At 50.6% G+C, this 22,985-nt stretch carries 23 protein-coding genes; 18 read left to right on the forward strand and 5 right to left on the reverse strand.

The genetic code is table 11. The features are described 5' to 3' along the window. Positions 1 to 194: 194 nt before the first annotated feature. The gene (locus tag ACO0LI_RS23475; RefSeq protein WP_423035656.1) at positions 195 to 992 is read right to left on the reverse strand and encodes a helix-turn-helix domain-containing protein; all 798 of its coding nucleotides are present in this window, start codon (positions 990 to 992) and stop codon (positions 195 to 197) included. Positions 993 to 1,107: 115 nt separating this feature from the next. On the opposite strand from ACO0LI_RS23475, the gene ACO0LI_RS23480 reads away from it, so the two are divergent. Then, positions 1,108 to 1,800 (forward strand): aspartate/glutamate racemase family protein, encoded by a 693-nt coding sequence (locus ACO0LI_RS23480; protein ID WP_423035658.1) that lies wholly within the window; start codon positions 1,108 to 1,110, stop codon positions 1,798 to 1,800. A gap of 10 nt (positions 1,801 to 1,810) precedes the next feature. Here ACO0LI_RS23480 and ACO0LI_RS23485 read toward each other — a convergent pair whose 3' ends face one another. Then, positions 1,811 to 2,698, reverse strand: a complete 888-nt coding sequence (locus tag ACO0LI_RS23485; RefSeq protein WP_423035660.1) for a DUF2785 domain-containing protein — start codon at positions 2,696 to 2,698, stop codon at positions 1,811 to 1,813. Between the two features lie 191 nt (positions 2,699 to 2,889). Here ACO0LI_RS23485 and ACO0LI_RS23490 point away from each other — a divergent pair, with 191 nt between their 5' ends. The 3 genes from ACO0LI_RS23490 to ACO0LI_RS23500 are packed head-to-tail and all read left to right on the forward strand — an operon-like array spanning position 2,890 to position 5,071. Then, positions 2,890 to 3,258 carry a GntR family transcriptional regulator gene (locus ACO0LI_RS23490; RefSeq protein WP_422953334.1) on the forward strand — a complete coding sequence of 123 codons (369 nt, stop codon included), beginning with the start codon at positions 2,890 to 2,892 and terminating at the stop codon, positions 3,256 to 3,258. Further along, positions 3,255 to 4,133: an ABC transporter ATP-binding protein gene (locus ACO0LI_RS23495; RefSeq protein ID WP_422953335.1), complete on the forward strand. Its 879-nt coding sequence runs from the start codon at positions 3,255 to 3,257 to the stop codon at positions 4,131 to 4,133. Before ACO0LI_RS23490 ends, ACO0LI_RS23495 begins: the two co-directional genes overlap by 4 nt. Further along, complete coding sequence (locus ACO0LI_RS23500; RefSeq protein ID WP_423035662.1) at positions 4,130 to 5,071, forward strand: hypothetical protein; 942 nt, start codon at positions 4,130 to 4,132, stop codon at positions 5,069 to 5,071. Before ACO0LI_RS23495 ends, ACO0LI_RS23500 begins: the two co-directional genes overlap by 4 nt. Positions 5,072 to 5,116: 45 nt before the next feature. Here ACO0LI_RS23500 and ACO0LI_RS23505 read toward each other — a convergent pair whose 3' ends face one another. The 3 genes from ACO0LI_RS23505 to xseA all read right to left on the reverse strand — a co-directional run bounded on the left by ACO0LI_RS23505 (position 5,117) and on the right by xseA (position 8,299). Beyond that, entirely contained in the window at positions 5,117 to 5,989 is an 873-nt protein-coding gene (locus ACO0LI_RS23505) for a DMT family transporter (protein WP_422953337.1), read from the reverse strand. Between the two features lie 194 nt (positions 5,990 to 6,183). Then, the gene (gene sodB, locus ACO0LI_RS23510; RefSeq protein WP_422953338.1) at positions 6,184 to 6,762 is read right to left on the reverse strand and encodes a superoxide dismutase [Fe]; all 579 of its coding nucleotides are present in this window, start codon (positions 6,760 to 6,762) and stop codon (positions 6,184 to 6,186) included. Positions 6,763 to 6,937: 175 nt separating this feature from the next. Then, on the reverse strand, positions 6,938 to 8,299 hold the full coding sequence (xseA, locus tag ACO0LI_RS23515) for an exodeoxyribonuclease VII large subunit (RefSeq protein ID WP_423035664.1): 1,362 nt from the start codon (positions 8,297 to 8,299) through the stop codon (positions 6,938 to 6,940). Positions 8,300 to 9,519: 1,220 nt separating this feature from the next. On the opposite strand from xseA, the gene ACO0LI_RS23520 reads away from it, so the two are divergent. The 14 genes from ACO0LI_RS23520 (at position 9,520) to ACO0LI_RS23585 (ending at position 22,917) form a co-directional block, all read left to right on the forward strand. After that, on the forward strand, positions 9,520 to 10,125 hold the full coding sequence (locus tag ACO0LI_RS23520; protein WP_422953340.1) for a MotA/TolQ/ExbB proton channel family protein: 606 nt from the start codon (positions 9,520 to 9,522) through the stop codon (positions 10,123 to 10,125). Between the two features lie 2 nt (positions 10,126 to 10,127). Next, positions 10,128 to 10,571 carry an ExbD/TolR family protein gene (locus tag ACO0LI_RS23525; RefSeq protein WP_162058213.1) on the forward strand — a complete coding sequence of 148 codons (444 nt, stop codon included), beginning with the start codon at positions 10,128 to 10,130 and terminating at the stop codon, positions 10,569 to 10,571. Positions 10,572 to 10,689: 118 nt separating this feature from the next. Next, entirely contained in the window at positions 10,690 to 11,730 is a 1,041-nt protein-coding gene (gene lpxK / locus ACO0LI_RS23530; protein WP_423035666.1) for a tetraacyldisaccharide 4'-kinase, read from the forward strand. Continuing rightward, a complete protein-coding gene (locus ACO0LI_RS23535; RefSeq protein WP_162040499.1) occupies positions 11,711 to 11,905 on the forward strand; it encodes a Trm112 family protein in 195 nt (64 codons plus the stop codon). Before lpxK ends, ACO0LI_RS23535 begins: the two co-directional genes overlap by 20 nt. 5 nt (positions 11,906 to 11,910) lie before the next feature. After that, a complete protein-coding gene (gene kdsB, locus ACO0LI_RS23540) occupies positions 11,911 to 12,669 on the forward strand; it encodes a 3-deoxy-manno-octulosonate cytidylyltransferase (RefSeq protein WP_423035668.1) in 759 nt (252 codons plus the stop codon). Positions 12,670 to 12,866: 197 nt separating this feature from the next. Beyond that, positions 12,867 to 13,523 carry an adenylate kinase gene (gene adk, locus ACO0LI_RS23545; protein ID WP_423035670.1) on the forward strand — a complete coding sequence of 219 codons (657 nt, stop codon included), beginning with the start codon at positions 12,867 to 12,869 and terminating at the stop codon, positions 13,521 to 13,523. Positions 13,524 to 13,760: 237 nt separating this feature from the next. Next, the gene (locus tag ACO0LI_RS23550; RefSeq protein ID WP_422953345.1) at positions 13,761 to 15,980 is read left to right on the forward strand and encodes a sodium-translocating pyrophosphatase; all 2,220 of its coding nucleotides are present in this window, start codon (positions 13,761 to 13,763) and stop codon (positions 15,978 to 15,980) included. 192 nt (positions 15,981 to 16,172) lie between these two features. Further along, on the forward strand, positions 16,173 to 16,931 hold the full coding sequence (locus ACO0LI_RS23555) for a 3-hydroxyacyl-CoA dehydrogenase (RefSeq protein ID WP_422953346.1): 759 nt from the start codon (positions 16,173 to 16,175) through the stop codon (positions 16,929 to 16,931). Between the two features lie 277 nt (positions 16,932 to 17,208). Further along, positions 17,209 to 18,423, forward strand: coding sequence for a patatin-like phospholipase family protein (locus tag ACO0LI_RS23560; protein WP_423035672.1), 1,215 nt, complete (start codon positions 17,209 to 17,211; stop codon positions 18,421 to 18,423). Between the two features lie 148 nt (positions 18,424 to 18,571). Continuing rightward, positions 18,572 to 18,949 carry a ribonuclease domain-containing protein gene (locus tag ACO0LI_RS23565; protein WP_423035674.1) on the forward strand — a complete coding sequence of 126 codons (378 nt, stop codon included), beginning with the start codon at positions 18,572 to 18,574 and terminating at the stop codon, positions 18,947 to 18,949. Positions 18,950 to 18,975: 26 nt separating this feature from the next. After that, entirely contained in the window at positions 18,976 to 19,374 is a 399-nt protein-coding gene (locus ACO0LI_RS23570; protein WP_423035698.1) for a barstar family protein, read from the forward strand. Positions 19,375 to 19,473: 99 nt separating this feature from the next. Further along, positions 19,474 to 20,079, forward strand: a complete 606-nt coding sequence (purN, locus tag ACO0LI_RS23575) for a phosphoribosylglycinamide formyltransferase (RefSeq protein WP_423035676.1) — start codon at positions 19,474 to 19,476, stop codon at positions 20,077 to 20,079. A gap of 151 nt (positions 20,080 to 20,230) precedes the next feature. Next, a complete protein-coding gene (locus tag ACO0LI_RS23580) occupies positions 20,231 to 21,541 on the forward strand; it encodes an RsmB/NOP family class I SAM-dependent RNA methyltransferase (RefSeq protein ID WP_423035678.1) in 1,311 nt (436 codons plus the stop codon). A gap of 77 nt (positions 21,542 to 21,618) precedes the next feature. Beyond that, the gene (locus ACO0LI_RS23585; protein WP_423035680.1) at positions 21,619 to 22,917 is read left to right on the forward strand and encodes a mechanosensitive ion channel family protein; all 1,299 of its coding nucleotides are present in this window, start codon (positions 21,619 to 21,621) and stop codon (positions 22,915 to 22,917) included. Positions 22,918 to 22,985 lie beyond the last annotated feature (68 nt).

Genomic DNA, 22,985 nt, shown 5'->3' on the forward strand with positions numbered 1-22,985 from the left:
CAGGTATGGGATTGATCAAGAGGTGATGCGTAAACGCTGATGTTAGCAAGCTATCGCCGGAATTAACGCATTTTCCATAGACAAATGTCTTTGAAAACAGTTCCGTGGGAAAATATTTTCTGTGAAAATCGGTAGAAAATTTGCTTTTGCTTTATGAAAGCGGAGTTAGCTTCAGTTTTTTGCGGGATTGAGCTTCACCCAGCCAGCTTGCGGTATTGCTGAGGGCTAAGCCCCAGCCTGGATTTAAAGGCGCTACCAAGATGGGATTGATGAGCAAAACCACAATCTGCGGCAATATCGGCAATAGACAAATTGCTATCAAGGATGAGCAAGCGCGCTCTTTGCAGGCGGCGTTCGGTAATGTAGGCATGTGGTGTGGTGCCGGTTGCATGGGCAAAGCTGCGCAAGAAACGCAGCAGTGGCATATTTGCCATCGTTGCTAGTTCTTCCAGATTCAATGTGGTGTCGAGTTGATCTTCTATGTAATCCAGTATGCGGCCATGCAAAACTTTGTCTTGCGCATATGGGCTGCACGTCTTTACCTTGCTTGATCTTTCATTGGTGAGTATTAATCCGCGCTGTAAAAACAAGCCAGCTTTTTCTTGCAGAAGCAGAGCGTCTTTGTCTTTTTGCAAGAGCAGGCTGCGCAGTTGCCAGGCCAGCATGACGGCCTGTTTGTCGCCTTGGAATATCTGCCTTGGCGATGATGCATGCATGTCTGCCAACAGATCAGGATTGGTGATATGCATGAGCAGGTATTCTCCGCCATGTGCTGATTCTGAAAACATCGGCAAGCCAGCAGTGCTGATGGCAAAGTCGCCTGGCCATGCATCAAAGTCATGACGGATATCGCTGCCTATCGCATGCACGCCTGTCTGACGTGCAAATGCCAGACCCAGGCTGGTATGGGAAGATGTGCTGCTGATGGAATAGGGCAGGGCTGGCAATAATTCCAGTCTTGCCCACTTGATGTCGATGGTATCCATGCTCATGACAAAAGCTCTATGCTGAAATTTCTTGATAGCCTGGAAAATGCGGTCTGTTTATTATAGATCCATTCTATCCACTGGCCAGGGCAGCGGCCTTTAATTTACACATGGAGTTGCAATGAAAACCATAGGCCTGATAGGTGGCATGAGTTGGGAATCGACGATACCTTATTACAAGCAAATCAATGAAACCATCAAAGAAAAACTCGGTGGCCTGCATTCTGCAAAAATCATCCTGTATAGCGTCGATTTTCATGAGATAGAGAGACTGCAACACGCCGGTGACTGGGATGCCGCTGGTGTCATCCTCGCGCAAGCAGCGCGATCACTGGAGTTGGCCGAGGCAGATTTTCTGGTGTTGTGTACCAATACCATGCACAAGCTGGCAGATGTTATTGACGCTGCGGTAGCGATACCCTTGTTTCATATCGCCGACCCTACTGCGCAAGCCATCAAGGATGCGGGTTACGGCAAGATAGGTTTGCTCGGTACACGCTTTACCATGGAGCAGGATTTTTACCGCGAGCGTTTGCACAGCAAACATGGTTTGCAAGTGCTGGTGCCCGAGCTGGCAGACCGTGACATTATTCACCAGGTTATTTATGAAGAACTTTGCCTGGGCAAGATCAATGAGGCATCACGCCAGCACTACCGCCGTATCATGGCCAGCCTGAAAGAGAGTGGGGCGCAGGCAATCATCCTTGGTTGTACCGAGATCAGCCTGCTGGTAGGCCAGGATGATGCTGGTGTGCCCTTGTTTGATACTACGGCCATTCATGCGCGCAGTGCTGCGCTGCATGCTTTGTCGTGAGGGGCGGGTATCAATTGACTTTGCGCAGGGCTTCCCTCACAGCGGGCAAGAGGTTTTCCTTCAGGGCGGGTTCGGTGCTCTCCCTGACTGAAAAATATAGCGGTAGCAAAAAGGCGCTGACATTATGTCTTTGCGCCAGTCTGGCCTGGTTGTATGGGCCAGGCTGTATGCTGTTGTCCATCAGCTTGTTGAACCACAGATCCCAGTCGCGCTTGTTGAAACTCGGTGCGCGCGCCAGATAATACACGGCTGTCATCAACCTGACTCCCTCACCATATTGATAGAAATGCGTGGATGGGGCGATCTGCGTAGCAATGGCTGCCAGCATAGTGTCATGCTGGGATTTTTCTATGTCCGGGTTCATCGCCAGTTGCAGCATCAGGTCAGCACTATGTGCTATGCCATGTCGCCAGCCGTCTTTTTCATCAAAGCCACGATAGTCGCGCAAGTTGCTCAGATAGTGGCTGCCGGCATTGACGATATCAATTCTCTCCTGTGCGCTCAGATATGTTTTTTTCCTGTCTGCCCGCACCAGTTCTGCCAGCGTCAATATGGCAAAGGGTCGCAAAAAGCTGCTTTCTTCCGCTGCAGGTGCCTGTACGGCATTCAGCATTTTCATGCGCAGGCCGGTGAGTGTCGTGATCTCCAGTTTCTCAGCGCGCATCCAGGCTGATAACCCTTCAAAGGCCAGTTCATCACGCAATTCTGTATCCGGGTTACCAAGACAATCAGCCGCAGAGAGTGCCAGGCTTTGTCGCTTGCTGTCATCGTCCAGTTTCCAGCCAGCAGATTTCGCGGACTTCAAGTCCTGTTTGGTCGGTTCAGCACAATCGGCTAATGCAGTAGTGGTGGCGAACAATAAAGCGAGCAGACAAAAAGTAGAGGTCAGGCGATGCATGAGTGCTATCCATACAGAAGAGGAAGATTGACAAGTGTGCCATGCCGATTTTTTCTTGTCATGCACCGCAAAAAACTTGCACAAACTGAATTGAGTTAGTGTTATAGTTAACTACAACACTAATTTACTTGTGGATGACGCATTAGAAGTATCAATCTCGTTGTCCCAAGTATTCACAGGAAGGTGCAAGCATGAGTGTTAACTGGAATGACCAGACGCCGATTTACCGACAATTGAAGCAGCGGGTGCTGGGCATGATGCTGGATGGCTTGTTAAAGCCGGGCGATGCCTTGCCCTCGGTCAGGCAGGTGGCAGCAGAGTATCAGCTCAATCCGATTACGGTCTTGAAAGCCTATCAGGAATTGGTCGATGAAGAACTGGTGGAAAAACGAAGGGGTGTGGGCATGTATATGACCGAATCAGCGCTCGATAAATTACTGGCAAATGAACGCCAGCGTTTCATTGAAGAAGAATGGCCAGCCATGCTGGAGCGCATACGCAGGCTAGGTTTGGATGTGCAGCAATTGCCGGGTTTGATGACGACAGGAGGGGGCAAATGAGCAGTATCACCAATACTATAAGCAGCGCTATATCCGCCCGTGGCGTCAGCAAGCAATATGGCAAACAGCGGGTACTCGATGACATCAGCTTCGAGATTGCTCCTGGTCGCATCGTAGGCCTGATAGGGCCGAATGGTTCGGGCAAGACCACCACCCTCAAATCAATACTGGGTTTGGGCAATTTTGACGGTGAAATGCAGGTATTAGGGTTGGACCCGCGTACCCAGCGTGATGCCCTCATGAATGACGTCTGCTTTATCGCTGATGTCGCCATTTTGCCGCGCTGGATCAAGGTGAAGCAGGCTATCGATTTCATTGCAGGAGTGCACCCCAAATTTAACCGTGCCAAGGCTGAAAAATACCTGGCTAATACCAAGTTGACGCCGGATATGAAGGTCAGGGCCATGTCCAAGGGCATGATAGTGCAATTACATCTGGCGCTGGTCATGGCCATTGACGCGAAACTGCTGGTGCTTGATGAGCCTACCCTGGGCCTGGATATTTTGTACCGCAAGCAGTTTTATCAAAATTTGCTGGAAGATTATTTTGATGAAAACAAAACCATCATCATCACTACCCATCAGGTAGAAGAAGTTGAGCATATTCTCAGTGACCTGATTTTTATTAATGAAGGAAAAATTGTGCTGGAAACCAGCATGGAGCAAATGGCCGGGCGTTTTGTCGAAGTGATGGTTGCACCGGAAAACATGCAGAAGGCAATCGCCTTGCAACCCATTGATCAACGCGCAGTATTCGGCAAAACGGTGATGCTGTTTGATGGCGTTGCGCAGGAATTGTTGTCCAGTCTCGGTGAAACACGCATACCTGGCGTGGCAGACTTGTTCGTCGCCAGTATGAAAGGAATCGCTAAATGAAAACCATGATTAGTCTTTTGAAGCGTGAATTCTGGGAACACAAGGGCATGTTCCTGTGGACACCCTTGTGCGTGGCTGGCGCCATGATATTTGTGTTCCTCTTATCCTTTCTAAGGGGACATGCATTATTTGGTGCCAGGATTTTAGGAAGGGTAACGACATTTAAAGAAGATATACCCAGAGTCGGTGATCTATTGGCAAGCATGTATTTGCTTTTCTCTGGGCCCTTGCTGATAGTAATGGCCATCATTATTTTCTTTTATTGTCTGGGTGCGTTATTTGATGACCGGCGAGATCGCAGTATCTTGTTCTGGAAGTCTTTGCCCGTCTCGGATTTTCAAACAGTATTGTCCAAGTTAATTACCGCTAGTCTGACCGTCCCGGTGATATTTATCCTTTGCGCTATCGCCATGTCTTTTCTCATGTTGATGATAGTTAGTATTGCATTGACGACTCAGGATGTGTATGTATTTCAGGAATTGTTCTTGAATGGGAAATTGTACCTGGCACCCTTGCAGTTATTCGCGACCTTGCCAGTGTATATTTTATGGGCTTTGCCCAGCATAGGTTGGTTGATGCTGGTATCGAGCTGGGCGCATTCCAGGGTGTTTTTGTGGGCAGTTGGCATACCATTGCTCCTGGTATTTTTGGTGGTTATGCTGAATTTGCTGTTGGGTCAAAATGGTGACATAAAATGGTTCAGCAATTTGATTGTTGGACGTGCATTGGGAGGAATACTTCCAGGTGCATGGATAGAGTTTGAACATGTCCCGCTTGCCAGTTTCGCCCGCCCTTCGGGCACAGGCGTAGATTTCAGCAACGTGCTGTCAGTATCCTGGCAGACGATGTTCAGTCTGCAGTTATGGCTGGGTGTGGTGGCAGCAGCAGGAATGTTTTATCTGACCGTGCGGTTGCGCCGCTGGCGCGAAGCAGCCTGACGCAAAAAGAACAGGGATTGCGGCAATAAGCGCAAGCCCTGCATTTCACCTTGATGGTCTGACCACCAGCGCTACACCCGCCAGCGCAATCACCATGCCCAGTATCGCTGTCATCGTCAGCTTCTCGCCAAACATCAGCCAGGCCATGGCGGCTGTGACTGCTGGCACCAGGTACATATAGCTGGTGACCTTGGTTGCCTCGCCATGCCGTATCATGATGAACAGTACCGAGATACCAACGCCAGACAATACAAATACTGACCAGGCCATGGCAGCAAAGAACTGTGGTGTCCAGATGATGGTCTGGGTTTCCAGCGTCAGTGCGAATGGCAGCGTCACCAATAAAGATGCAACAAACTGTATGACTTGCCCGGTTCTGACATCAAAACTGGGGCAGGTTTTTTTCTGGTACAGCGTGCCTATGGTCATTGCCGTCAATGCCATGACGGCCAGCGCCACGCTGCTGACGGACAAGCCGATGACAGAGATTTTGTTGGCGACCACCAGCGCTACGCCACAAATACCAAGCGCCAGTCCTGCCCATTGTTTGCCATAGATGCGCTCACCGATGATGGGGCCGAGGAATGCAGTAAAGATGGGCTGAGTGTTGGCGATGAGTGCGGCGACGCCAGCTGGCATGCCCAGCTTGACCGCACACCAGATACCGCCGAGGTACATGGCCTGCATCATGATGCCTGCGACAGCTATCGGCAGCCAGAAGCGGCGTTCAGGCCAGGGCGCGCGCATGGTCAGCGCCAGTATCAGCATGAAGATGATCACGCCCAGATAACGCAGACATAAAAACGTCAGCGGTTCGGCATAGGGCAGGCCGTATTTAGCGACGACATAACCGGATGCCCAGATGAAAATGAAGATGGCGGGGAGAAAGCGTAATAAAGGAGAGGCTTTGGTTTGCATGCTGTTCAAAGAGTAAGGCGATAGAGCATAGGGGGAAATTCCTTGCGCTCATTTGAGCCATGATCTTCGCATAAACAGCTTGAATGATGGATGAAAAAAAAACCTGCGGTGCTGATGCAAGCGCAGGTTTTTTTCATCTGTGATGTATATGTCATGCTTATGTCATGATGCGGCTGGCATCATGACAAGCTGGCTCAGCCCAGGTTTGCTGTTGCAAATTCCCAGTTGACCAGTGCCCAGAATGCTTCCAGGTATTTTGGACGTGCATTGCGGTAGTCGATGTAGTAAGCGTGTTCCCACAGATCGCAAGTCAGCAATGGTGTGTCTTCTGTTGTCAGTGGTGTTGCTGCATTGGATGTGTTGACGATATCCAGTGTGCCGTCGGCTTTTTTAACCAGCCATGTCCAGGAGGAACCGAAGTTGCCCACGCAAGACTTGGTGAAAGCTTCTTTGAATGCATCGAAAGAACCCCATTTGGCATTGATGGCATCTGCCAGTTTGCCGCTAGGTGCGCCGCCGCCGTTAGGTTTCAGGCCATTCCAGTAGAAAGTGTGGTTCCAGATCTGTGCGGAGTTATTGAAAATGCCGCCAGAAGATTTCTTGACGATTTCTTCCAGTGTGGAGTTTTCAAATTCTGTACCCTTGATCAGGTTGTTCAGATTGGTCACATAGGTTTGATGATGCTTGCCATAGTGATATTCCAGAGTCTCCTGGGAGATATGTGGAGCCAAAGCATCCAGTGCATAAGGCAGTGCCGGTAAGGTATGTTCCATATCGTGTCCTTTTATCGTGAGTTCATCATTTCCGGCAATCCGGAAAAGCCAGACCAGCATTGTAAGCTTTTGTGCAAAAGCGTGCACGCGACCTTATACAAATTCTATGTATATGCGCAAAATGATGATTGCGACAGAACGGGGGCAAAACTGCGTAGTTCGGCTTAAGTGCGCATCAGTCGAGTTTGTTTTGCACGCTGCTGATACCAACTTCAGCGGTACCTGATGCCAGCCTGACTTGTATCAGCGATTGCGGTTTGAGTTCAGACGTCTTACGCAAGGCCTTGCCTTTGTGGTCGCTGAGGATGGCGTAGCCGCGCTCCAGCGTGCGCTGTGGGTTCAGCAGCTCCAGTTGGCTGCGCAGGGCAGATAGCTGCTGTTGCTGGCCTTCAAGATTGTGTATGGCCGCTTGCTGCAGGCGTCTTTGCATGTCTGCCAGCCGCAGTCTGGGTTTGCTCAGGTCGGGCCTGTGTGTTTGCCAGCTCAGGGTCAGTTGCGTCAGTTCATGCCGCGCCTGGCGTACTGGCAGGCTGGCGCTGTGGCTGAGGTTGCGGGCTAGGTTTGCCAGTTGCAGGCGCCTGGCGGCAATAGCAGCCTTGGGGCTGAGCAAGCGGCGGCTTTGCCAGTCCAGGGTCTGGGCCTTGTCATCCAGTTGTCTGTGCATGCAACGGCTGAGTATTTGCGCCTGACGTTGCAATAACTGCAGCCAGGCGTCTCGCGGCGTTGCTGCCAGCTCCGCAGCCGCTGTCGGAGTGGCTGCGCGCAAGTCGGCGGCAAAATCGGCGATGGTAAAGTCGGTTTCATGGCCTATGCCGGCAATTACAGGCATGGGGCAATTGACGATGGTGCGGGCGACGACTTCTTCATTAAAGGCCCACAGGTCTTCCATGCTGCCACCGCCACGGCAAACCAGCAAGATATCGCATTCTTCGCGGGCAGCGGCAGAGGCTATCGCCTGGGCGATCTTCATGCCTGCGCCTTCGCCTTGTACTGGGGTAGGGTAGAGGATGACGTTGACGTGTGGCGCACGCCTGTGCAACGCGGTCAGTATGTCGCGCAGGGCGGCAGCCTGCGGGCTGGTGACTATGCCTATGGTTTTGACAAAGGTGGGCAAGGGGCGCTTGCGTTCAGCGTCAAACAAGCCTTCCTGTGTCAGTTGCGCTTTCAGGCGCAAGAATGCTTCATATAAATTGCCAACGCCGGCGCGGCGTATGGCCTCTACACTCAACTGATAATCGCCGCGCGGTGCGTACAGGGTGACCAGGGCGCGTACTTCTACCTTGTCGCCTTCCCTGGGCTGGAAGTCTGCATATTGCGCGCGGCCACGGAACATCACGGCCCTGACCTGAGCACCACTGTCTTTTAATGTGAAGTACCAATGTCCAGACGCGGCGCGGGTAAAGTTGGAAATCTCGCCAGAAACCCAGGTCAATGGCAGGTTGCGTTCCAAAAGCTGAGCAACGGCCTGATTCAGCGCCGTAACTGTCATCACGGGGGGCGTGTTTACTGGAGTGGCGTAAGGCGATTCAGGATTCATAAAGCTCGGCAGCGGAAAATCTGTCCACAGAAGCGTGGAATGGTCATCAGCATGTCATTTTGCCTCTGAGATGTCAAAAGAAATGAAAGTTTACTATCTAAGTCTTTGATTTTTAATAAAAATCAATCTGCAAAAGAATGAGGCAAAATGAAAATTCCCTTTCAAATCAAGGACATTGCGCTACATCAAGCAGCTTGTGCACAAACTTATCCACAGAAATTGTGGTTAAGCTGTTGAAAACTTTATTTTCCAGCCTGCTCAAGCGTTTTGCCTAAAATATTTGCATTGCAGTAATCTTTTTTAAAATCAAGTACTTAGTGCCTTTCCCTGCGCTTTTACACAAGCTTGTCCACATATTTTGTGCAGAATAAAGTGTAATTCGTGGGGAAAATGATAGTAAAGACAATATTTTGAACCTGCCTGTGAATAATTAGAGTTTGCCACTTTTTTAGGCGTGAATAAAAGAATGATTAAAATCAGTGACTTAGTTACATACCCTATACTTTTTCACATAGTTGTCCACATATTTTGTGCAAAAGCCCGGATTGAAGAAAATCTGCCTCATACATATTTGCTTTAATGTTAATTTTTCTGTGGAAAAAGTATTGTTGCACTGAAAAATTGCCGCTTGCCTGTTTTTCTGGCAGGAGATATTAATGATTAAAAATCAGTGACTTGTAGCATTTATTTGCGGTAATGCACAATGTTGTCCACATATTTTGTGCAAAACGCAGAGCATTTTCCTGCTTACATTTTTATGATGAAAATTTGTGCAAAAATGCGTCAGATTGGATGTTTGCCTAAAATATTGGCAGTACAATAATTTGCTTTTAAATCAGTCACTTGTCAGTATGTGCAAGACTTTTGCACATACTTGTCCACAAATTATGTGTAGAAAAGACGGGGCTAAAATGGGAAAAATGCTGTTTTATCCACAAAATCGCTGTGCCTAAATCTTTGGCACAGTCAAAAAAATGAAATAAATCATGGGCTTAGGCAGAATCGATGTACTTATCCACAAGCTTGCGCACAGATTTTGTGTAAAACAGTGAATATTTTCAAACACAGTACGTTGTTGTGATCAAAGCGAGCTTTATGCTTTTTGTTGAAAATTATGCTTTGAAACATTTTGTGCCTAGTTTTTTGCTTTGCACTCTTGCCCGCAGGCAGACAACGCGCTACATTGCGGGCTTGGATTTAGGAACCTTCAAGGAGTTAATTTGTTCGATATCATTCGCGCCGCGGGCTGGCCAATTTATTTTTTATTGATTGCCTCAGTTATAGCGCTGGCTTTAATCATAGAACGCAGCCTTTCTTTGCGTCGTAGCCGCATTTTGCCACCTACTCTGGTCGATGAAGTCATACGTGTCTATCAGGCAGGCAAGGTAAAGCCAGAAGTCATAGAACAGCTGGCAGGTAACTCCCCTTTGGGGAAAGTACTGGCCGCAGGTTTGCGCAATGTGAATGCGCCGCGTGAAGTCATGAAAGAATCGATAGAAGAAGCGGGCAGTGCCGTTGCCCATGAACTTGAGCGTTTTCTGACTACTTTGGGCACGATTGCTTCTCTGGCACCTTTGATGGGCCTGTTTGGTACTGTCGTCGGTATGATAGAAATTTTCGGTTCGCAAAATGCAACTGGGGCTAATCCGGCGCAACTGGCGCATGGTATTTCTGTGGCCTTGTATAACACTGGCTTTGGTTTGATGATCGCCATGCCTGCGATGGTGTTCTGGCGTCATTTCCGCGCGCTTGTTGATAGCATCGTCGTCGATATGGAACAACAGGCAATCAAGTTTGTTGATGTCGTCCACAGCTCCAGGAAGTAGTCATGAATTTTCGTAAAGGAAGGGGCAGGGAAGAGCCAGAGATCAACCTGATCCCGTTTATCGACGTCTTGCTGGTGATCCTGATCTTTTTGATGGTGACAACGACGTACAGCCGCTTCACCGAACTGCAAATCACCTTGCCAACTGCAGATGCAGAAAAAGCCCAGGACAAACCGAATCAGATAGATATCGGTATTGATGCTCAGGGCCGCTACAAGATCAATAACCAGGCCGTGTCTTTCCTTGACACCCTGACCCTGGCGGAAGATTTGAAAAAAGCGGCAGCAGCGCTGGAAGCCGGCAAGACTGGTACCCAGCCTGATCCTGTGATCATCATCAATGCTGACCGTGCGACCAGCCATCAGTCTGTGATCGATGTGCTGGAAGCTGCACGTATTGCTGGCATGGCCAAGGTCACGTTTGCGGCCCAGGCTACGGCGAAGTAAAGTATGAAATGACCAGCTTGTAAGTAGCGTAGTGCTTCAGAAGCTGGCAAAAAACCGGGGAGTGTAACTCCCCGGTTTCTTTTTGTAGAAAACAGCTATAGAAAAACAAGAGAGTGACATGCGGGCAGTATTGGAAAAAGTCTTATTGAGTACCTGGCAAAAGCGCGGGCTGCTGGCATGCCTGCTGTGGCCAGTATCCAGGCTATTCCAGCTCATTGTCACTTTCCGTTTTGGTTTGTTTGTCATGGGCTACAAAGCGCAAACCAAATTACCCGTACCTGTGGTCGTGGTCGGCAATATCTTTATCGGCGGTACCGGCAAGACACCGCTGGTGATCTGGCTGGTGCAGCAATTAAAGCTTGCAGGCTGGCATCCGGCTGTCATCTCACGTGGTTATGGTGTGCATGCCGAGAGCGTAATTTTGCTGGATGCTACTTCGCAGCCGCAGCAGGTTGGTGATGAGCCAGTATTGATTGCTGCCAGGGCAGAATGCCCGGTAGCGGTGGGGCGTGACCGCGTTGCCGTGGCGCGTTGCGTGCTGGCAGCTAATCCGCAAGTCGATGTCATTATTGCTGACGATGGTTTGCAGCATTACGCCCTGGGCCGTGATGTTGAACTCGTGCTGTTTGACCAGCGTGGCGCTGGCAATGGCTGGCTCTTGCCAGCCGGGCCTTTGCGTGAACCTGTGGAAAGGCGGCGTGATTTTACTATCTGCAATATGCCAGCGCCGGACGCAGTATTTCCGCCGAGGATGCCAGCAGACACCGTGCGCATGCAGTTGCAGGCAGGTCAGGCTTATCGTTTGAATGATGATACTCAATGCAAGCCACTGGCCGGATTTGCAGGGCAGCGTTTGCTGGCAGCCGCTGGCATAGGTAACCCACAACGATTTTTTAATATGCTGGCAATGCAGGGTTTGCCATGCCAGACCAGAGCTTTTCCTGATCATCATGCCTTTGATGCGCAGAGTTTTGAAGGCGTTGATGCTGATTGCATCCTGATTACCGAAAAGGATGCAGTAAAATGTAGGCAAATCCCGGCTTTACTGGACGATACCCGCATCTGGGTAGTGCCAGTCGAAGCTCAACTTGATGCAGCTTTTGCCGCATCCCTGATACAAATGATTTCGGAGAAAAAACATGGACGCACGTCTGCTTGATGTGTTGGTTTGCCCTTTGTGCAAAGGACAATTGGTCTATCAAAAAGCCAGTCAGGAATTGATTTGCTATGGCGATAAACTGGCTTACCAGATACGCGACGATATCCCCATCATGTGGGCAGATCAGGCGCGCGCGCTGACGAATGAAGAACTTGATGCCAGACCGAAGGCATAAGTTTTATGAGTTTTATCGCTATTATTCCGGCCCGGCTGGCCTCCAGCCGTTTAGCCAATAAACCGCTGGCAGATATAGGCGGCAAACCCATGGTAGTGCGCACGGCTGAGCAGGCATTATTGTCTGGTGCCAGTGCCATCATGGTGGCCACCGATCATGCCGATATCGTCGCAGCTTGTAATGCACATGGCGTGCCGGTATGCATGACACGGGCAGACCATCCATCAGGCACTGACCGCATAGCCGAAGTCGCCGCCGGCATGAACCTGGCGGACGATGCAGTTGTCGTCAATGTGCAGGGTGATGAACCACTGATAGATCCGGCCCTGATTGCCGCTACGGCAGCGCTGGTGAATGCGGATGTGCCGATGGCGACTGCAGCCCATCCTATCCATGCTGTGGAAGATGCTTTTAATCCCAATGTCGTCAAGGTGGTATTAGACAAGCATGGCCGCGCACTGTATTTTTCACGCGCCACCATACCCTGGCACAGGGATGGATTTGCCATCAGCCGCGAGCAGTTTCCACCAGCCTATGCACCGCTGCGTCATATAGGTTTGTATGCCTACCGCAACGATTTTTTAAAAAAATATCCGCAACTTGCTGTTTCTCCATTGGAACAAATTGAGGCATTGGAGCAGTTGCGGGTTTTGTGGCACGGCTATGCGATTGCGGTTCATGTAACTGCTTCCAGCCCGGCACCAGGGGTGGATACGGCAGAAGATCTGGAACGTGTCCGGCAATTTTTTATAAATAAGAAATAAAAAAACGGGCAAAACCCCAAGTTTTCGTGGCAAAGCATCAAGAATTGCGAAAATTGTGGTAAGTTTCGTGAAAAGAAACTGTGTTATCAAGCTAAAAGAAGAAAAGTAAAAAAGAGCCGTGCCTGCAATGAAACCACTGCCGGGCATGATTTGATAATACAAGTAAAAAAATTCAAACTCGTCTTAGGAAATTTAACATGCGTCTTATTTTGTTGGGAGCGCCGGGAGCCGGCAAGGGTACACAAGCCACGTATATCAAAGAAAAATACAACATTCCTCAAATCTCTACTGGTGATATGTTGCGCGCCGCTATTGCAGCGGGCACGTCTTTGGGTCTGGAAGCAAAAAAAGTCATGGACACCGGTGGACTGGTATCAGATGACATCATCATCGGTCTGGTCAAAGACAGGTTGAAACAGCCTGATTGCGCCAACGGTTACTTGTTCGACGGTTTCCCCCGCACCACGCCACAAGCCGATGCGATGAAAGATGCTGGCGTGACGATAGACTATGTACTTGAAATCAATGTACCGGATGAAGCTATCATCGACCGCATGAGTGGCCGTCGTGTTCATCTAGGTTCTGGTCGTACTTACCACGTGAAATTCAATCCACCAAAAGTTGAGGGCAAGGATGATGTGACTGGTGAAGAACTGGTGCAACGTCCTGATGACAAGGAAGAAACCGTCAAGAAGCGTTTGTCCGTCTATCACGAACAAACTGAAATCCTACTGTCTTACTATGGTGATTGGGCCAAGTCGGGCAAACCAGGCGCCCCCAAATATCGCAAGATCGCTGGTGTCGGACCGGTAGAATCCATTCGCGACAGCGCATTTGCGGCGCTGGCTGAATAAGTAAGAAAAAAGCGGACTGCAATGTCCGCTTTTTTTATGGCTAAGCCCCAGCCTGTTTCTCCAAAAATATGGGCTACGTAAAAGTTTCGCAGTGTGCAGGATTCATTTTTGTCATTTGATGCAACGCAGTCTGGCATCAGGGTCTGGAAAATGAAGAATTGTCGTTGTTTCACTTTGTCGTTAAAAAAATGCATGTGCCCACAAGGCCAACATGCCCATAACATTGGAGGAGTCAACATGACAGCAAGTCTGTGGTTTGTCATCGCATGTGGCGTCATCGCCGTACTATATGGTTTGATATCGCGCAGCTGGATCCTGAAGCAGGATGCCGGTAATGCGCGTATGCAGGAAATTGCCGCTGCCATTCAACAAGGCGCAGCCGCCTATCTCGCACGGCAGTACCGCACCATTGCCATCGTTGGCGTGGTGCTGTTCATCGCCGTTGCCGCTATCCCTGGCCTGGGTCTGATTACTGCCGTCGGTTTCCTGATTGGTGCAGTCTTGTCGGGTGCCTGCGGCTTCATCGGTATGAATGTGTCGGTCAGGGCAAATGTGAGAACTGCGCAGGCTGCAACCAAGGGTATGAATGAGGCGCTGGATGTGGCTTTCCGTGGCGGTGCTATCACTGGCATGCTGGTCGTTGGCCTTGGTTTGCTCGGTGTGACGATCTTCTACTGGGTATTGGTCATGAACGCTGCCGGTAGCACCCTGACGCAGCACGATGTCATCAAACCCCTGATAGGTCTGGCCTTTGGTGCTTCGCTGATTTCCATTTTTGCCCGTCTTGGTGGCGGCATCTTTACCAAAGGCGCTGACGTTGGTGCTGATCTGGTCGGCAAGGTCGAGGCCGGCATCCCTGAAGACGACCCGCGCAATCCCGCTGTGATTGCTGATAATGTCGGGGACAATGTTGGCGACTGCGCCGGTATGGCGGCTGACTTGTTTGAAACCTATGTTGTGACCCTGATCGCTACCATGTTGCTGGGTGCGCTGGTGATTACCGCCAATGTGACCGAAGCGATTGTTTATCCTTTATTGCTCGGTGCGGTTTCCATCCTGGCATCCATCGTTGGCTGCTCCATGGTCAAAGCCAAGCCCGGCAAGAAAATCATGTCTGCCCTTTATACAGGTTTGTGGTGGGCGGCAGGCTTGTCGCTGGTCGGTTTTGCCGTCGTCACCTGGCAAGTCTGGCCTGATGAGGCGATGCGCATGAAGATGATGGGCTCGGCCCTGGTCGGTATCGTGCTCACCGGCCTGATGGTATATATCACTGAATATTACACAGGCACAGACTTCAAACCCGTGCAGCATGTGGCTGAGGCATCGACTACTGGTCACGGTACCAACATCATCGCAGGCCTCGGTGTTTCAATGAAATCGACTGCCTGGCCCGTGCTGGCGGTGTGTGTCGCCATACTGGTGTCATTCAATCTTGCTGGCTTGTACGGCATCGCGATTGCGGCAACTTCCATGCTGTCCATGGCGGGGATTATCGTTGCGCTCGATGCTTATGGTCCTATTACTGACAACGCCGGTGGCATTGCTGAAATGTCGGAAATGCCAGCCTCTGTGCGTGCCATTACTGATCCGCTGGATGCTGTTGGTAACACTACCAAGGCAGTCACCAAGGGTTATGCAATTGGCTCAGCCGGTCTGGCTGCGCTGGTGCTGTTCGCTGATTACACCCACGCGCTGGATTCAGTTGGCAAGAGTACTTCGTTTGATTTGTCGAATCCGCAAGTCATTGTCGGCCTGTTTATTGGTGGTCTGATTCCTTATCTGTTCGGTGCAATGGCGATGGAGGCCGTGGGCCGTGCTGCCGGTGCCGTGGTGGTAGAAGTGCGCCGCCAGTTCAAGGAAATCAAGGGCATCATGGATGGCACAGGCAAGCCAGAGTATGACAAGGCTGTCGATATGCTGACGACATCAGCGATCAAGGAAATGATCATTCCTTCACTCCTGCCTGTCATCGTCCCCATCTTGGTTGGCCTGTTGCTCGGGCCAGCGGCGCTTGGTGGTTTGTTGATGGGGACTATCGTGACAGGTTTGTTTGTCGCTATCTCCATGACGACTGGTGGCGGTGCCTGGGACAATGCCAAGAAATATATAGAAGATGGTCATTTTGGTGGCAAGGGATCGGAAGCGCACAAGGCCGCCGTGACTGGTGATACTGTCGGTGACCCGTACAAGGATACCGCTGGCCCTGCCATTAACCCTCTGATCAAGATCATCAATATCGTCGCTCTGCTGCTTGTGCCTATCTTGCCTGCGGTTGGCACCAATGAAGTTGCCAAGCATGTCACACCGACGATGCCGGTAGTGCAGTCAGCAGCGCCGGCGGCATCTGCTTCAGCATCCGTGCCTGTATTGGTGCCAACAGCGTCCGCCTCAGTATCTGCCTCTATGGTAGTGCCAGAGCCGCCACCTATGCAAGAAGCAACACCTGCCAGCAAATAATTGTTTTTGCAGGGTTTGATTGGTGGGATGAAAAGTGGTGGCAATTTTTGCTGCCACTTTTTTTTATTTTTAGCTTCGTACAATTATTCGCTACAATAGGGCTATATAACGTTAACGTAAACGTAAGCGGCATTGCGCAGCGGATTCAATACTGTTCATTCCCACTTCATCTTTAAACTTGGAGAGACAAACATGCAAATTCAAAATCATGTATTTATTATTACTGGTGGCGCTTCCGGCCTCGGTGCAGCTACAGCAAGAATGATCGTTGCCAATGGTGGCAAGGTCGTGCTGGCTGATGTGCAGGTAGAAGCAGGTGAGGCGCTGGCGGCTGAGTTGGGTGGCAAGTTTGTCAAATGTGATGTGACTTCCGAGGCCGATGGCAAAGCAGTCGTCGAGGCGGCTGCCACTCTGGGTACGCTGCGCGGCCTGGTCAATTGCGCCGGTGTTGCTCCTGCGATCAAGACAGTCGGTAAAGATGGCCCGCATCCACTGGACGTATTCCAGCGCGTGGTCAATATCAACCTCATCGGTACTTTCAATATGTGCCGTCTGGCAGCAGATGCCATGGGCAAGACCGAAGCTGCAGAGCATGGTGAACGCGGTATCATCATCAATACAGCATCCGTCGCTGCTTATGATGGCCAGATTGGTCAGGCAGCTTATGCTTCTTCCAAGGCAGCAGTCGTTGGCCTGACCCTGCCTATGGCACGTGACTTGTCGCGCAACGGCATCCGTGTCATGACGATTGCTCCTGGCATTTTCGAGACGCCTATGCTGCTGGGCATGCCGCAAGAAGTGCAGGATGCACTGGGCAAAATGGTACCGTTTCCTCCGCGCCTTGGTAAGCCGGATGAGTATGCGAATCTGGCCAAGGCGATTATTGAGAATGTGATGTTGAATGGGGAAACAATCCGTTTAGACGGAGCCATTCGCATGCAACCCAAATAGTAAGTGTTGATAAAGCTACTGCGCGTCACGATTTTGAGCCTGCGATGCTCATCGTACTAAAGTACGACTGCGCTTCTTAACTCAAACTCGTGGCGCTCGCTACGCTTTCTCAGCACTTACGCGCCTCAGTTTGTTGTCAGAAAAAACAACTACATTTCAGTACGCTGTAAGTATGGTTGTTGTATTTGTTGAGTCTGGACTTTTCACTGTGCCGTGCAGCATGACAAATTGCTAGGGGGCTACTACACTAGGGCAAATCTGGATTTGCCCTTTTTTTATGCCTACACAAACGAGTAATAATGCGGGAACAGGATTGATCTTGACGGGTGGTGGGGCGCGTGCGGCCTATCAGGTTGGGGTACTGCATGAGATTTCGACTATCCTGGTGGAGTCTGGCTGGCATCCTGCCAGTAACCCATTTGGCATTATCTGCGGCACCTCGGCAGGGGCGATCAATGCGACCTCACTGGCTTGCGGGGCTGATAATTTTGCTGATGCAGTCGGGCGCATGCTGCATATCTGGGAAAATTTTGAGGCGGCGCAAGTCTATCGTGCTGACTCTCTTGGTGTCATGCGTAGCGGCGCGCGCTGGCTGACATTATGGTCGTTTGGCTGGCTGTTGAACAAATGGCGTAAAGCACCCCCCAACTCGCTGCTGGATAATTCTCCGCTGGAAGCGCTGCTCAGCCGCATGCTGGATCTGAGTAGTCTGGATGCGGCATTCAGCAATGGCAGTCTGCATGCACTGGCAGTGACAGCTTCTTCATATACTGCTGGACAGCATCTGACTTTTTACCAGACCCTCGCAGACATTGAGCCCTGGGTCAGGAGCCAGCGTCTGGCGCAACGTGATTTTATCGGCGTCCAGCATTTGCTGGCATCCGCTGCCATTCCTTTTATTTTTCCTGCCGTGCCGCTGAACTGGGGCGGGCGTATGGAATATTGTGGCGATGGTTCCATGCGTCAGCTGGCGCCGATATCACCAGCCATCCATCTGGGTGCGCAAAAAGTGCTGATTGTCGGTGCTGGTCGTCTGACTGAGCCGCCTAGCGTCAATACCGAAGTCGCACGTTATCCCAGTCTGGCGCAAATTGCCGGTCATGCCTTGTCCAGCATTTTTCTTGACAGCCTGGCTGTGGATATAGAAAGGCTGATGCGCATTAACAAGACCTTGTCGATGTTGCCACCAGAATTACTGGAAAAAACCCCGCTGCGGCCTGTCGATCTTCTTGTCATCGCTCCTTCAGAACGGCTGGACGAAATTGCCAGTCGCCATACCAACAGCCTGCCTTTACCTGTGCGCACCATGCTGGGCGGCATAGGTGCTACCGAGGCGCGCGGTTCGGCGCTGGCCTCTTATCTGCTATTTGAATCAACCTACACCAAAGAATTGATTGCGCTCGGGCGACGTGATACCCGCGCCAGAGTGGATGATGTCTTGCACTTCTTTGGGGTTGATACAAAGGTACGCGCCTCAGCGCGATTGGCTTGATTCCAGCGCAACATTGCTCCAAGGCATGTTGTTAGAAATGTGACAGGCGCATGAATTAATACATTGTAACATCTGCAACAATGGTTGATTCATCATCGACAAACCGTTACTCTATGCGCTGTTTAAGCGTGTGCGGATAGACAAAATAATGATAAATCCAACATTTTTTAAAAAATGGCTGGTTTTCCTGACGCTTGCTTTGCTGGCTGCAACCAGCTTCGCCAAAGGCCCAAATGGTGTTGGCCAGGTGGCGCTTGCCGAATTGCCTAAAGAGGCACAGACGACGCTGACGCTCATCAAGCAGGGTGGCCCATTTCCTTATGACAAGGATGGCGTTGTGTTTGGCAATTATGAATCCAGATTGCCAAAGCAAAAGCGTGGTTACTATCATGAATATACGGTAAAGACCCCGCGTACCCGCAACCGTGGCGTGCGCCGCATTATTGCCGGAGCAGACCCGCAAACTTCGGGTGAATACTATTACACGGAAGACCATTACGAGAGTTTTCGCAGAATTAAAGAGTAAATATGATCTCAGCAACCGAGGGAGAAATAGAATTGTTGGCAACGGTAGCACCAAATGTGGTGCAATCGATACGTGCTTTCCGTGTGCCGGATTTGCAGGCTGAGGCAGCCAAGCTGGGCCAGCATTTTCTGTATGCCTATTGCCTTGATGCAGTGACCAAGCAACAGGTATTGGGCAAGATTGCGCTGTCTTTTGGTTTTCCCAAGCCCATGTGCCGCAACCTGGATGCATTGTCAGATTGCCTGACTGATATGATTTACAAGGCGGGACCGCAGCCCGGCTTTTTGATCGTGCTTGAACAATTGCCAAATACGCAAAAATTTGACAAGGAAGCACGTGAGACCCTGCTCGACGTGTTCCGCGATGCGGCCGATTTCTGGGCCGACAGAAAAGTCGCTTTCAGGGTGTTTTACTCCTTCGAATAGTTTTTAATGGTATTTTAATGGCCTGTATAATAGGTGCCGGTAAGTAATTATCGGCATTTTTATTTGGGGCTAGACCCCTGTCAGCGGTACAATGCCGCCATGAAAAAGATTGTTATCCTCATTTCTGGTCGTGGCAGCAATATGCAAGCCATCGTTGAAGCTGCCGCAAAGCAGCAATGGCCAGCGCAAATCGCTGCCGTTATCAGCAACCGTGCCGATGCAGGTGGCCTGGAATATGCCGCTAATCGCGGTATTCCAACTGCCGTAGTAGTCAGCAAGCAATTTGCCACGCGTGAAGCATTTGATGCTGCTTTGCAGGCAAAGATAGATGAATTCACACCTGACCTTGTCGTCTTGGCTGGTTTCATGCGCATACTGACGGCAGGCTTTGTCGAACATTATGCAGGCAGGATGTTGAATATCCATCCATCGCTACTGCCAAGTTTTGTCGGTCTGGCAACGCATCAGCAAGCCATAGATGCGGGTGTTAAAGTGCATGGTGTGACCGTGCACTTTGTGACTGCCGAACTGGATCATGGCCCCATCGTCGCCCAGGCAGTTGTGCCTGTGCTTGACGATGATAATGAAGACAGTCTGTCACACCGTGTACTCGAACAAGAACACCAGATTTATCCGCGTGCCGTCTTGCAATTTGTCGAAGGCAAATTGCGTATCGATGGCAATCGTGTTCATATCAGTAATTAACAAGCTGGATAACAAGCTGGATGTTCAGAAATAAGAAGCTTGATTAACCAGTATCAGCAAAATCGCTTGCGCGGTTTGCCATCCGTATTACCTAGCAAAAAATAGTAACAGGGCCCGTCCGGGCCATATCAGCATATTAGAAGGAAGCAGCATGAGATTACCTCCAGCCATACTCGTCAATACCGAAGAAGTATTACGTGAGATTTTGCGTTTTACCGGCCCGGCAGATGGCACTTTGTCGCGTTATTTCCGTGATCACCCGCGCCTGGGTTCACGTGAACGTGGCGTAGTTGCGGAGGCTGTATACGGCTTGCTGCGCAATAAAGCGGTCTATACCAATTTTTCTGAGTCTGGCATAGGTTCACCTATGCGCCGCCTGAGCCTGCTGGGTCTGGCTGATGCGGTTGGTGTCGATTCCCTGGGTGGTTTGACAGAAGATGAAACTGCCTGGCTGCAGCGCGTCATGGAAATTGACCGCACGCACCTGCCTTTGATGATGAAGGCCAATTTGCCAGAATGGCTGTGGACAAAATTGCTGGAACGCTTTGGTGAAGAAGACGCACTGGCGCTGGCCATGTCCCTCAATACCCCGGCACCGCTGGATTTGCGTGTCAACACCATCAAAGGTGATCGCGAAACCGTCATCACGACATTGGCGCAAGCACCTATCATTGCTGAGCCTACTCCATATTCCAGCACGGGTTTGCGTGTACGCAAAAAACCATCGATCCAGAATCTGCCTTTGTTTAAAGATGGCACGATAGAAGTGCAAGATGAAGGTAGTCAGTTGCTGGCGCAGTTGGTCGGTGCCAAGCGTGGTGAAATGGTGGCAGATTTCTGCGCTGGTGCTGGTGGCAAGACCTTGGCACTGGGTGCATTGATGCGCAACACTGGCCGTTTGTATGCTTTCGACATCTCTGAAAAACGCCTGGCCAAACTCAAGCCACGTATGGCACGCAGTGGTTTGTCGAATGTACATCCTGTCGTCATCGCCCATGAAAAAGATGCCAAGATCAAACGTCTGGCAGGCAAGCTGGACCGCGTGCTGGTTGATGCTCCTTGTAGTGGTCTGGGTACCTTGCGCCGTAATCCTGATGTCAAATGGCGTCAGACGCCAGAAGGTGTGGCAGAGTTGAATGTCAAACAGGCTTCCATCCTGGCCAGCGCTGCGCGCATGGTCAAGCCAGGTGGCCGTCTGGTATATGCAACCTGCAGTATTCTCGATGAAGAAAATGAAGGCATAGTCCAGGCTTTCCTGGCTGAGCATGCTGATTATGCATTGGTGCCAGCTTCTCAAGTGTTGGCTGAGCAAAAAGTGGATCTGGAAATGGGCGACTATCTGAAGCTCTATCCTCACCTGCACCAGACTGACGGTTTCTTTGCAGCGATACTGGAGCGTAAAAAAGCACCAGCCAAAGTTGCTCCAGAAGCTGCCGCGCCAGATGCGGAAGCAGAAGAATAATACGGCCATCCATTTAAAGTCTTCAAGAGTACGATAAGCACGCACAATAAGCACGATAAGCACAATAAGCACCGCCTATGAGCACACCGTTACTTGCCAGTTTGCTGTCTGATTTATCCAAGGATCTGGGCCAGCCTGATTTTTACTGGCAAGTTGGGGTGGTTGCTCTTTGTTTTAGCCTCGCCTGGGCATTGTCGCGTGCCCTGAGGCGCAGTTTTACCGCCAAAGACAGCGATTCTGGCGTGGTGAAACTGGGTGTGGAAAGTTTTACCCGCGTACTCTCGCCAACTCTGGCGCTGATTTTTATCCTGATCGCAAAAATGATTTTAGGCAAATGGCAGCATACGCATTTGCTGTCCCTGTTGTTTCCCATCATAGGTTCACTGGCACTGATACGCTTTGCGCTGTATGTCGTGCGGCAAACCTTTGCACGTGATGGCTATATAGGTAATTTCCTCGCCGTCTTTGAAAAGCTGTTTGCCAGCCTGGTCTGGCTGGGTGTTGTTCTGCATTTTACCGGTCTGGGCCTGGAGTTGTTCACGGCCCTCGATGAGGCTTCCCTGCCTTTAGGTAAAAACAAGGTATCTCTGCTGACCATACTGCAAGCCGTGGCCTCGGTCGTGGTTACCCTGGTCGTCGCCATGTGGGCCAGTGCTGCGCTAGAAACGCGCCTGATGAAGTTGCCGAATGCGCATACTTCGCTAAAAGTTGTCTTGTCGAGGGTAAGCAAGGCAGTATTCATCTTGCTGGCGATACTCATCAGCCTGACTCTGGTTGGCATAGACCTGACAGTGCTGTCTGTCTTTGGTGGTGCTCTCGGTGTGGGGCTGGGTTTTGGTTTGCAAAAAATCACCAGCAGTTATGTATCCGGTTTCATCATCCTGCTTGACCGCAGCATGTCCATAGGCGACATGATCACGGTCGATAAATATAGCGGGCGGGTCACGCAAATCAATACCCGCTATACCGTCTTGCAGGGAACCGATGGTGGCGAAGCTGTCATACCGAATGAGATGCTGGTGTCTTCACCAGTGCAGAACTATTCTCTCAGTGACAGGACGGTCGCCATGTGGACTGACATGACAGTTGGCTACGAAACCGACCTCGGAAAAATCATGCCCATCCTTGGTCAGGCTGCCGCAACTGTAGAGCGGGTTTGCAAAGACCCCGCGCCTGCCGCCTATTTGCTGAAGTTTGGGGCAGATGGTTTTGAGCTGCGGGTAGGGTTCTGGATTGCCGATCCTGAAAATGGTCGTTCCAGCGTCATGTCTGCAGTAAACCTTGCTTTGTGGCAGGTTTTGCAAGAGCATCAGGTGAATTTACCCTATGGTCAGCGGGTTGTGACTTTAATTAACAGTCCAGCTAAAGAAACTTGAGGCAAGGCAATAATATTAGTTCTAGAATTGGGTGAATACCTCTAAAACCGCGTACAATGCCGTCCGAT

This window comes from Undibacterium sp. Tian12W (assembly GCF_049339405.1).
GTDB lineage: Bacteria > Pseudomonadota > Gammaproteobacteria > Burkholderiales > Burkholderiaceae_D > Undibacterium.

What these genes read in the sequence shown, in the direction of transcription:
- ACO0LI_RS23475 (WP_423035656.1), bottom strand. Translation starts at nt 992, where the DNA reads ATGAGCATGGATACCATCGACATCAAGTGGGCAAGACTGGAATTATTG.
- ACO0LI_RS23480 (WP_423035658.1), top strand. Translation starts at nt 1,108, where the DNA reads ATGAAAACCATAGGCCTGATAGGTGGCATGAGTTGGGAATCGACGATA.
- ACO0LI_RS23485 (WP_423035660.1), bottom strand. Translation starts at nt 2,698, where the DNA reads ATGCATCGCCTGACCTCTACTTTTTGTCTGCTCGCTTTATTGTTCGCC.
- ACO0LI_RS23490 (WP_422953334.1), top strand. Translation starts at nt 2,890, where the DNA reads ATGAGTGTTAACTGGAATGACCAGACGCCGATTTACCGACAATTGAAG.
- ACO0LI_RS23495 (WP_422953335.1), top strand. Translation starts at nt 3,255, where the DNA reads ATGAGCAGTATCACCAATACTATAAGCAGCGCTATATCCGCCCGTGGC.
- ACO0LI_RS23500 (WP_423035662.1), top strand. Translation starts at nt 4,130, where the DNA reads ATGAAAACCATGATTAGTCTTTTGAAGCGTGAATTCTGGGAACACAAG.
- ACO0LI_RS23505 (WP_422953337.1), bottom strand. Translation starts at nt 5,989, where the DNA reads ATGCAAACCAAAGCCTCTCCTTTATTACGCTTTCTCCCCGCCATCTTC.
- sodB (WP_422953338.1), bottom strand. Translation starts at nt 6,762, where the DNA reads ATGGAACATACCTTACCGGCACTGCCTTATGCACTGGATGCTTTGGCT.
- xseA (WP_423035664.1), bottom strand. Translation starts at nt 8,299, where the DNA reads ATGAATCCTGAATCGCCTTACGCCACTCCAGTAAACACGCCCCCCGTG.
- ACO0LI_RS23525 (WP_162058213.1), top strand. Translation starts at nt 10,128, where the DNA reads ATGAATTTTCGTAAAGGAAGGGGCAGGGAAGAGCCAGAGATCAACCTG.
- lpxK (WP_423035666.1), top strand. Translation starts at nt 10,690, where the DNA reads ATGCGGGCAGTATTGGAAAAAGTCTTATTGAGTACCTGGCAAAAGCGC.
- ACO0LI_RS23535 (WP_162040499.1), top strand. Translation starts at nt 11,711, where the DNA reads ATGGACGCACGTCTGCTTGATGTGTTGGTTTGCCCTTTGTGCAAAGGA.
- kdsB (WP_423035668.1), top strand. Translation starts at nt 11,911, where the DNA reads ATGAGTTTTATCGCTATTATTCCGGCCCGGCTGGCCTCCAGCCGTTTA.
- adk (WP_423035670.1), top strand. Translation starts at nt 12,867, where the DNA reads ATGCGTCTTATTTTGTTGGGAGCGCCGGGAGCCGGCAAGGGTACACAA.
- ACO0LI_RS23550 (WP_422953345.1), top strand. Translation starts at nt 13,761, where the DNA reads ATGACAGCAAGTCTGTGGTTTGTCATCGCATGTGGCGTCATCGCCGTA.
- ACO0LI_RS23555 (WP_422953346.1), top strand. Translation starts at nt 16,173, where the DNA reads ATGCAAATTCAAAATCATGTATTTATTATTACTGGTGGCGCTTCCGGC.
- ACO0LI_RS23560 (WP_423035672.1), top strand. Translation starts at nt 17,209, where the DNA reads ATGCCTACACAAACGAGTAATAATGCGGGAACAGGATTGATCTTGACG.
- ACO0LI_RS23565 (WP_423035674.1), top strand. Translation starts at nt 18,572, where the DNA reads ATGATAAATCCAACATTTTTTAAAAAATGGCTGGTTTTCCTGACGCTT.
- purN (WP_423035676.1), top strand. Translation starts at nt 19,474, where the DNA reads ATGAAAAAGATTGTTATCCTCATTTCTGGTCGTGGCAGCAATATGCAA.
- ACO0LI_RS23580 (WP_423035678.1), top strand. Translation starts at nt 20,231, where the DNA reads ATGAGATTACCTCCAGCCATACTCGTCAATACCGAAGAAGTATTACGT.
- ACO0LI_RS23585 (WP_423035680.1), top strand. Translation starts at nt 21,619, where the DNA reads ATGAGCACACCGTTACTTGCCAGTTTGCTGTCTGATTTATCCAAGGAT.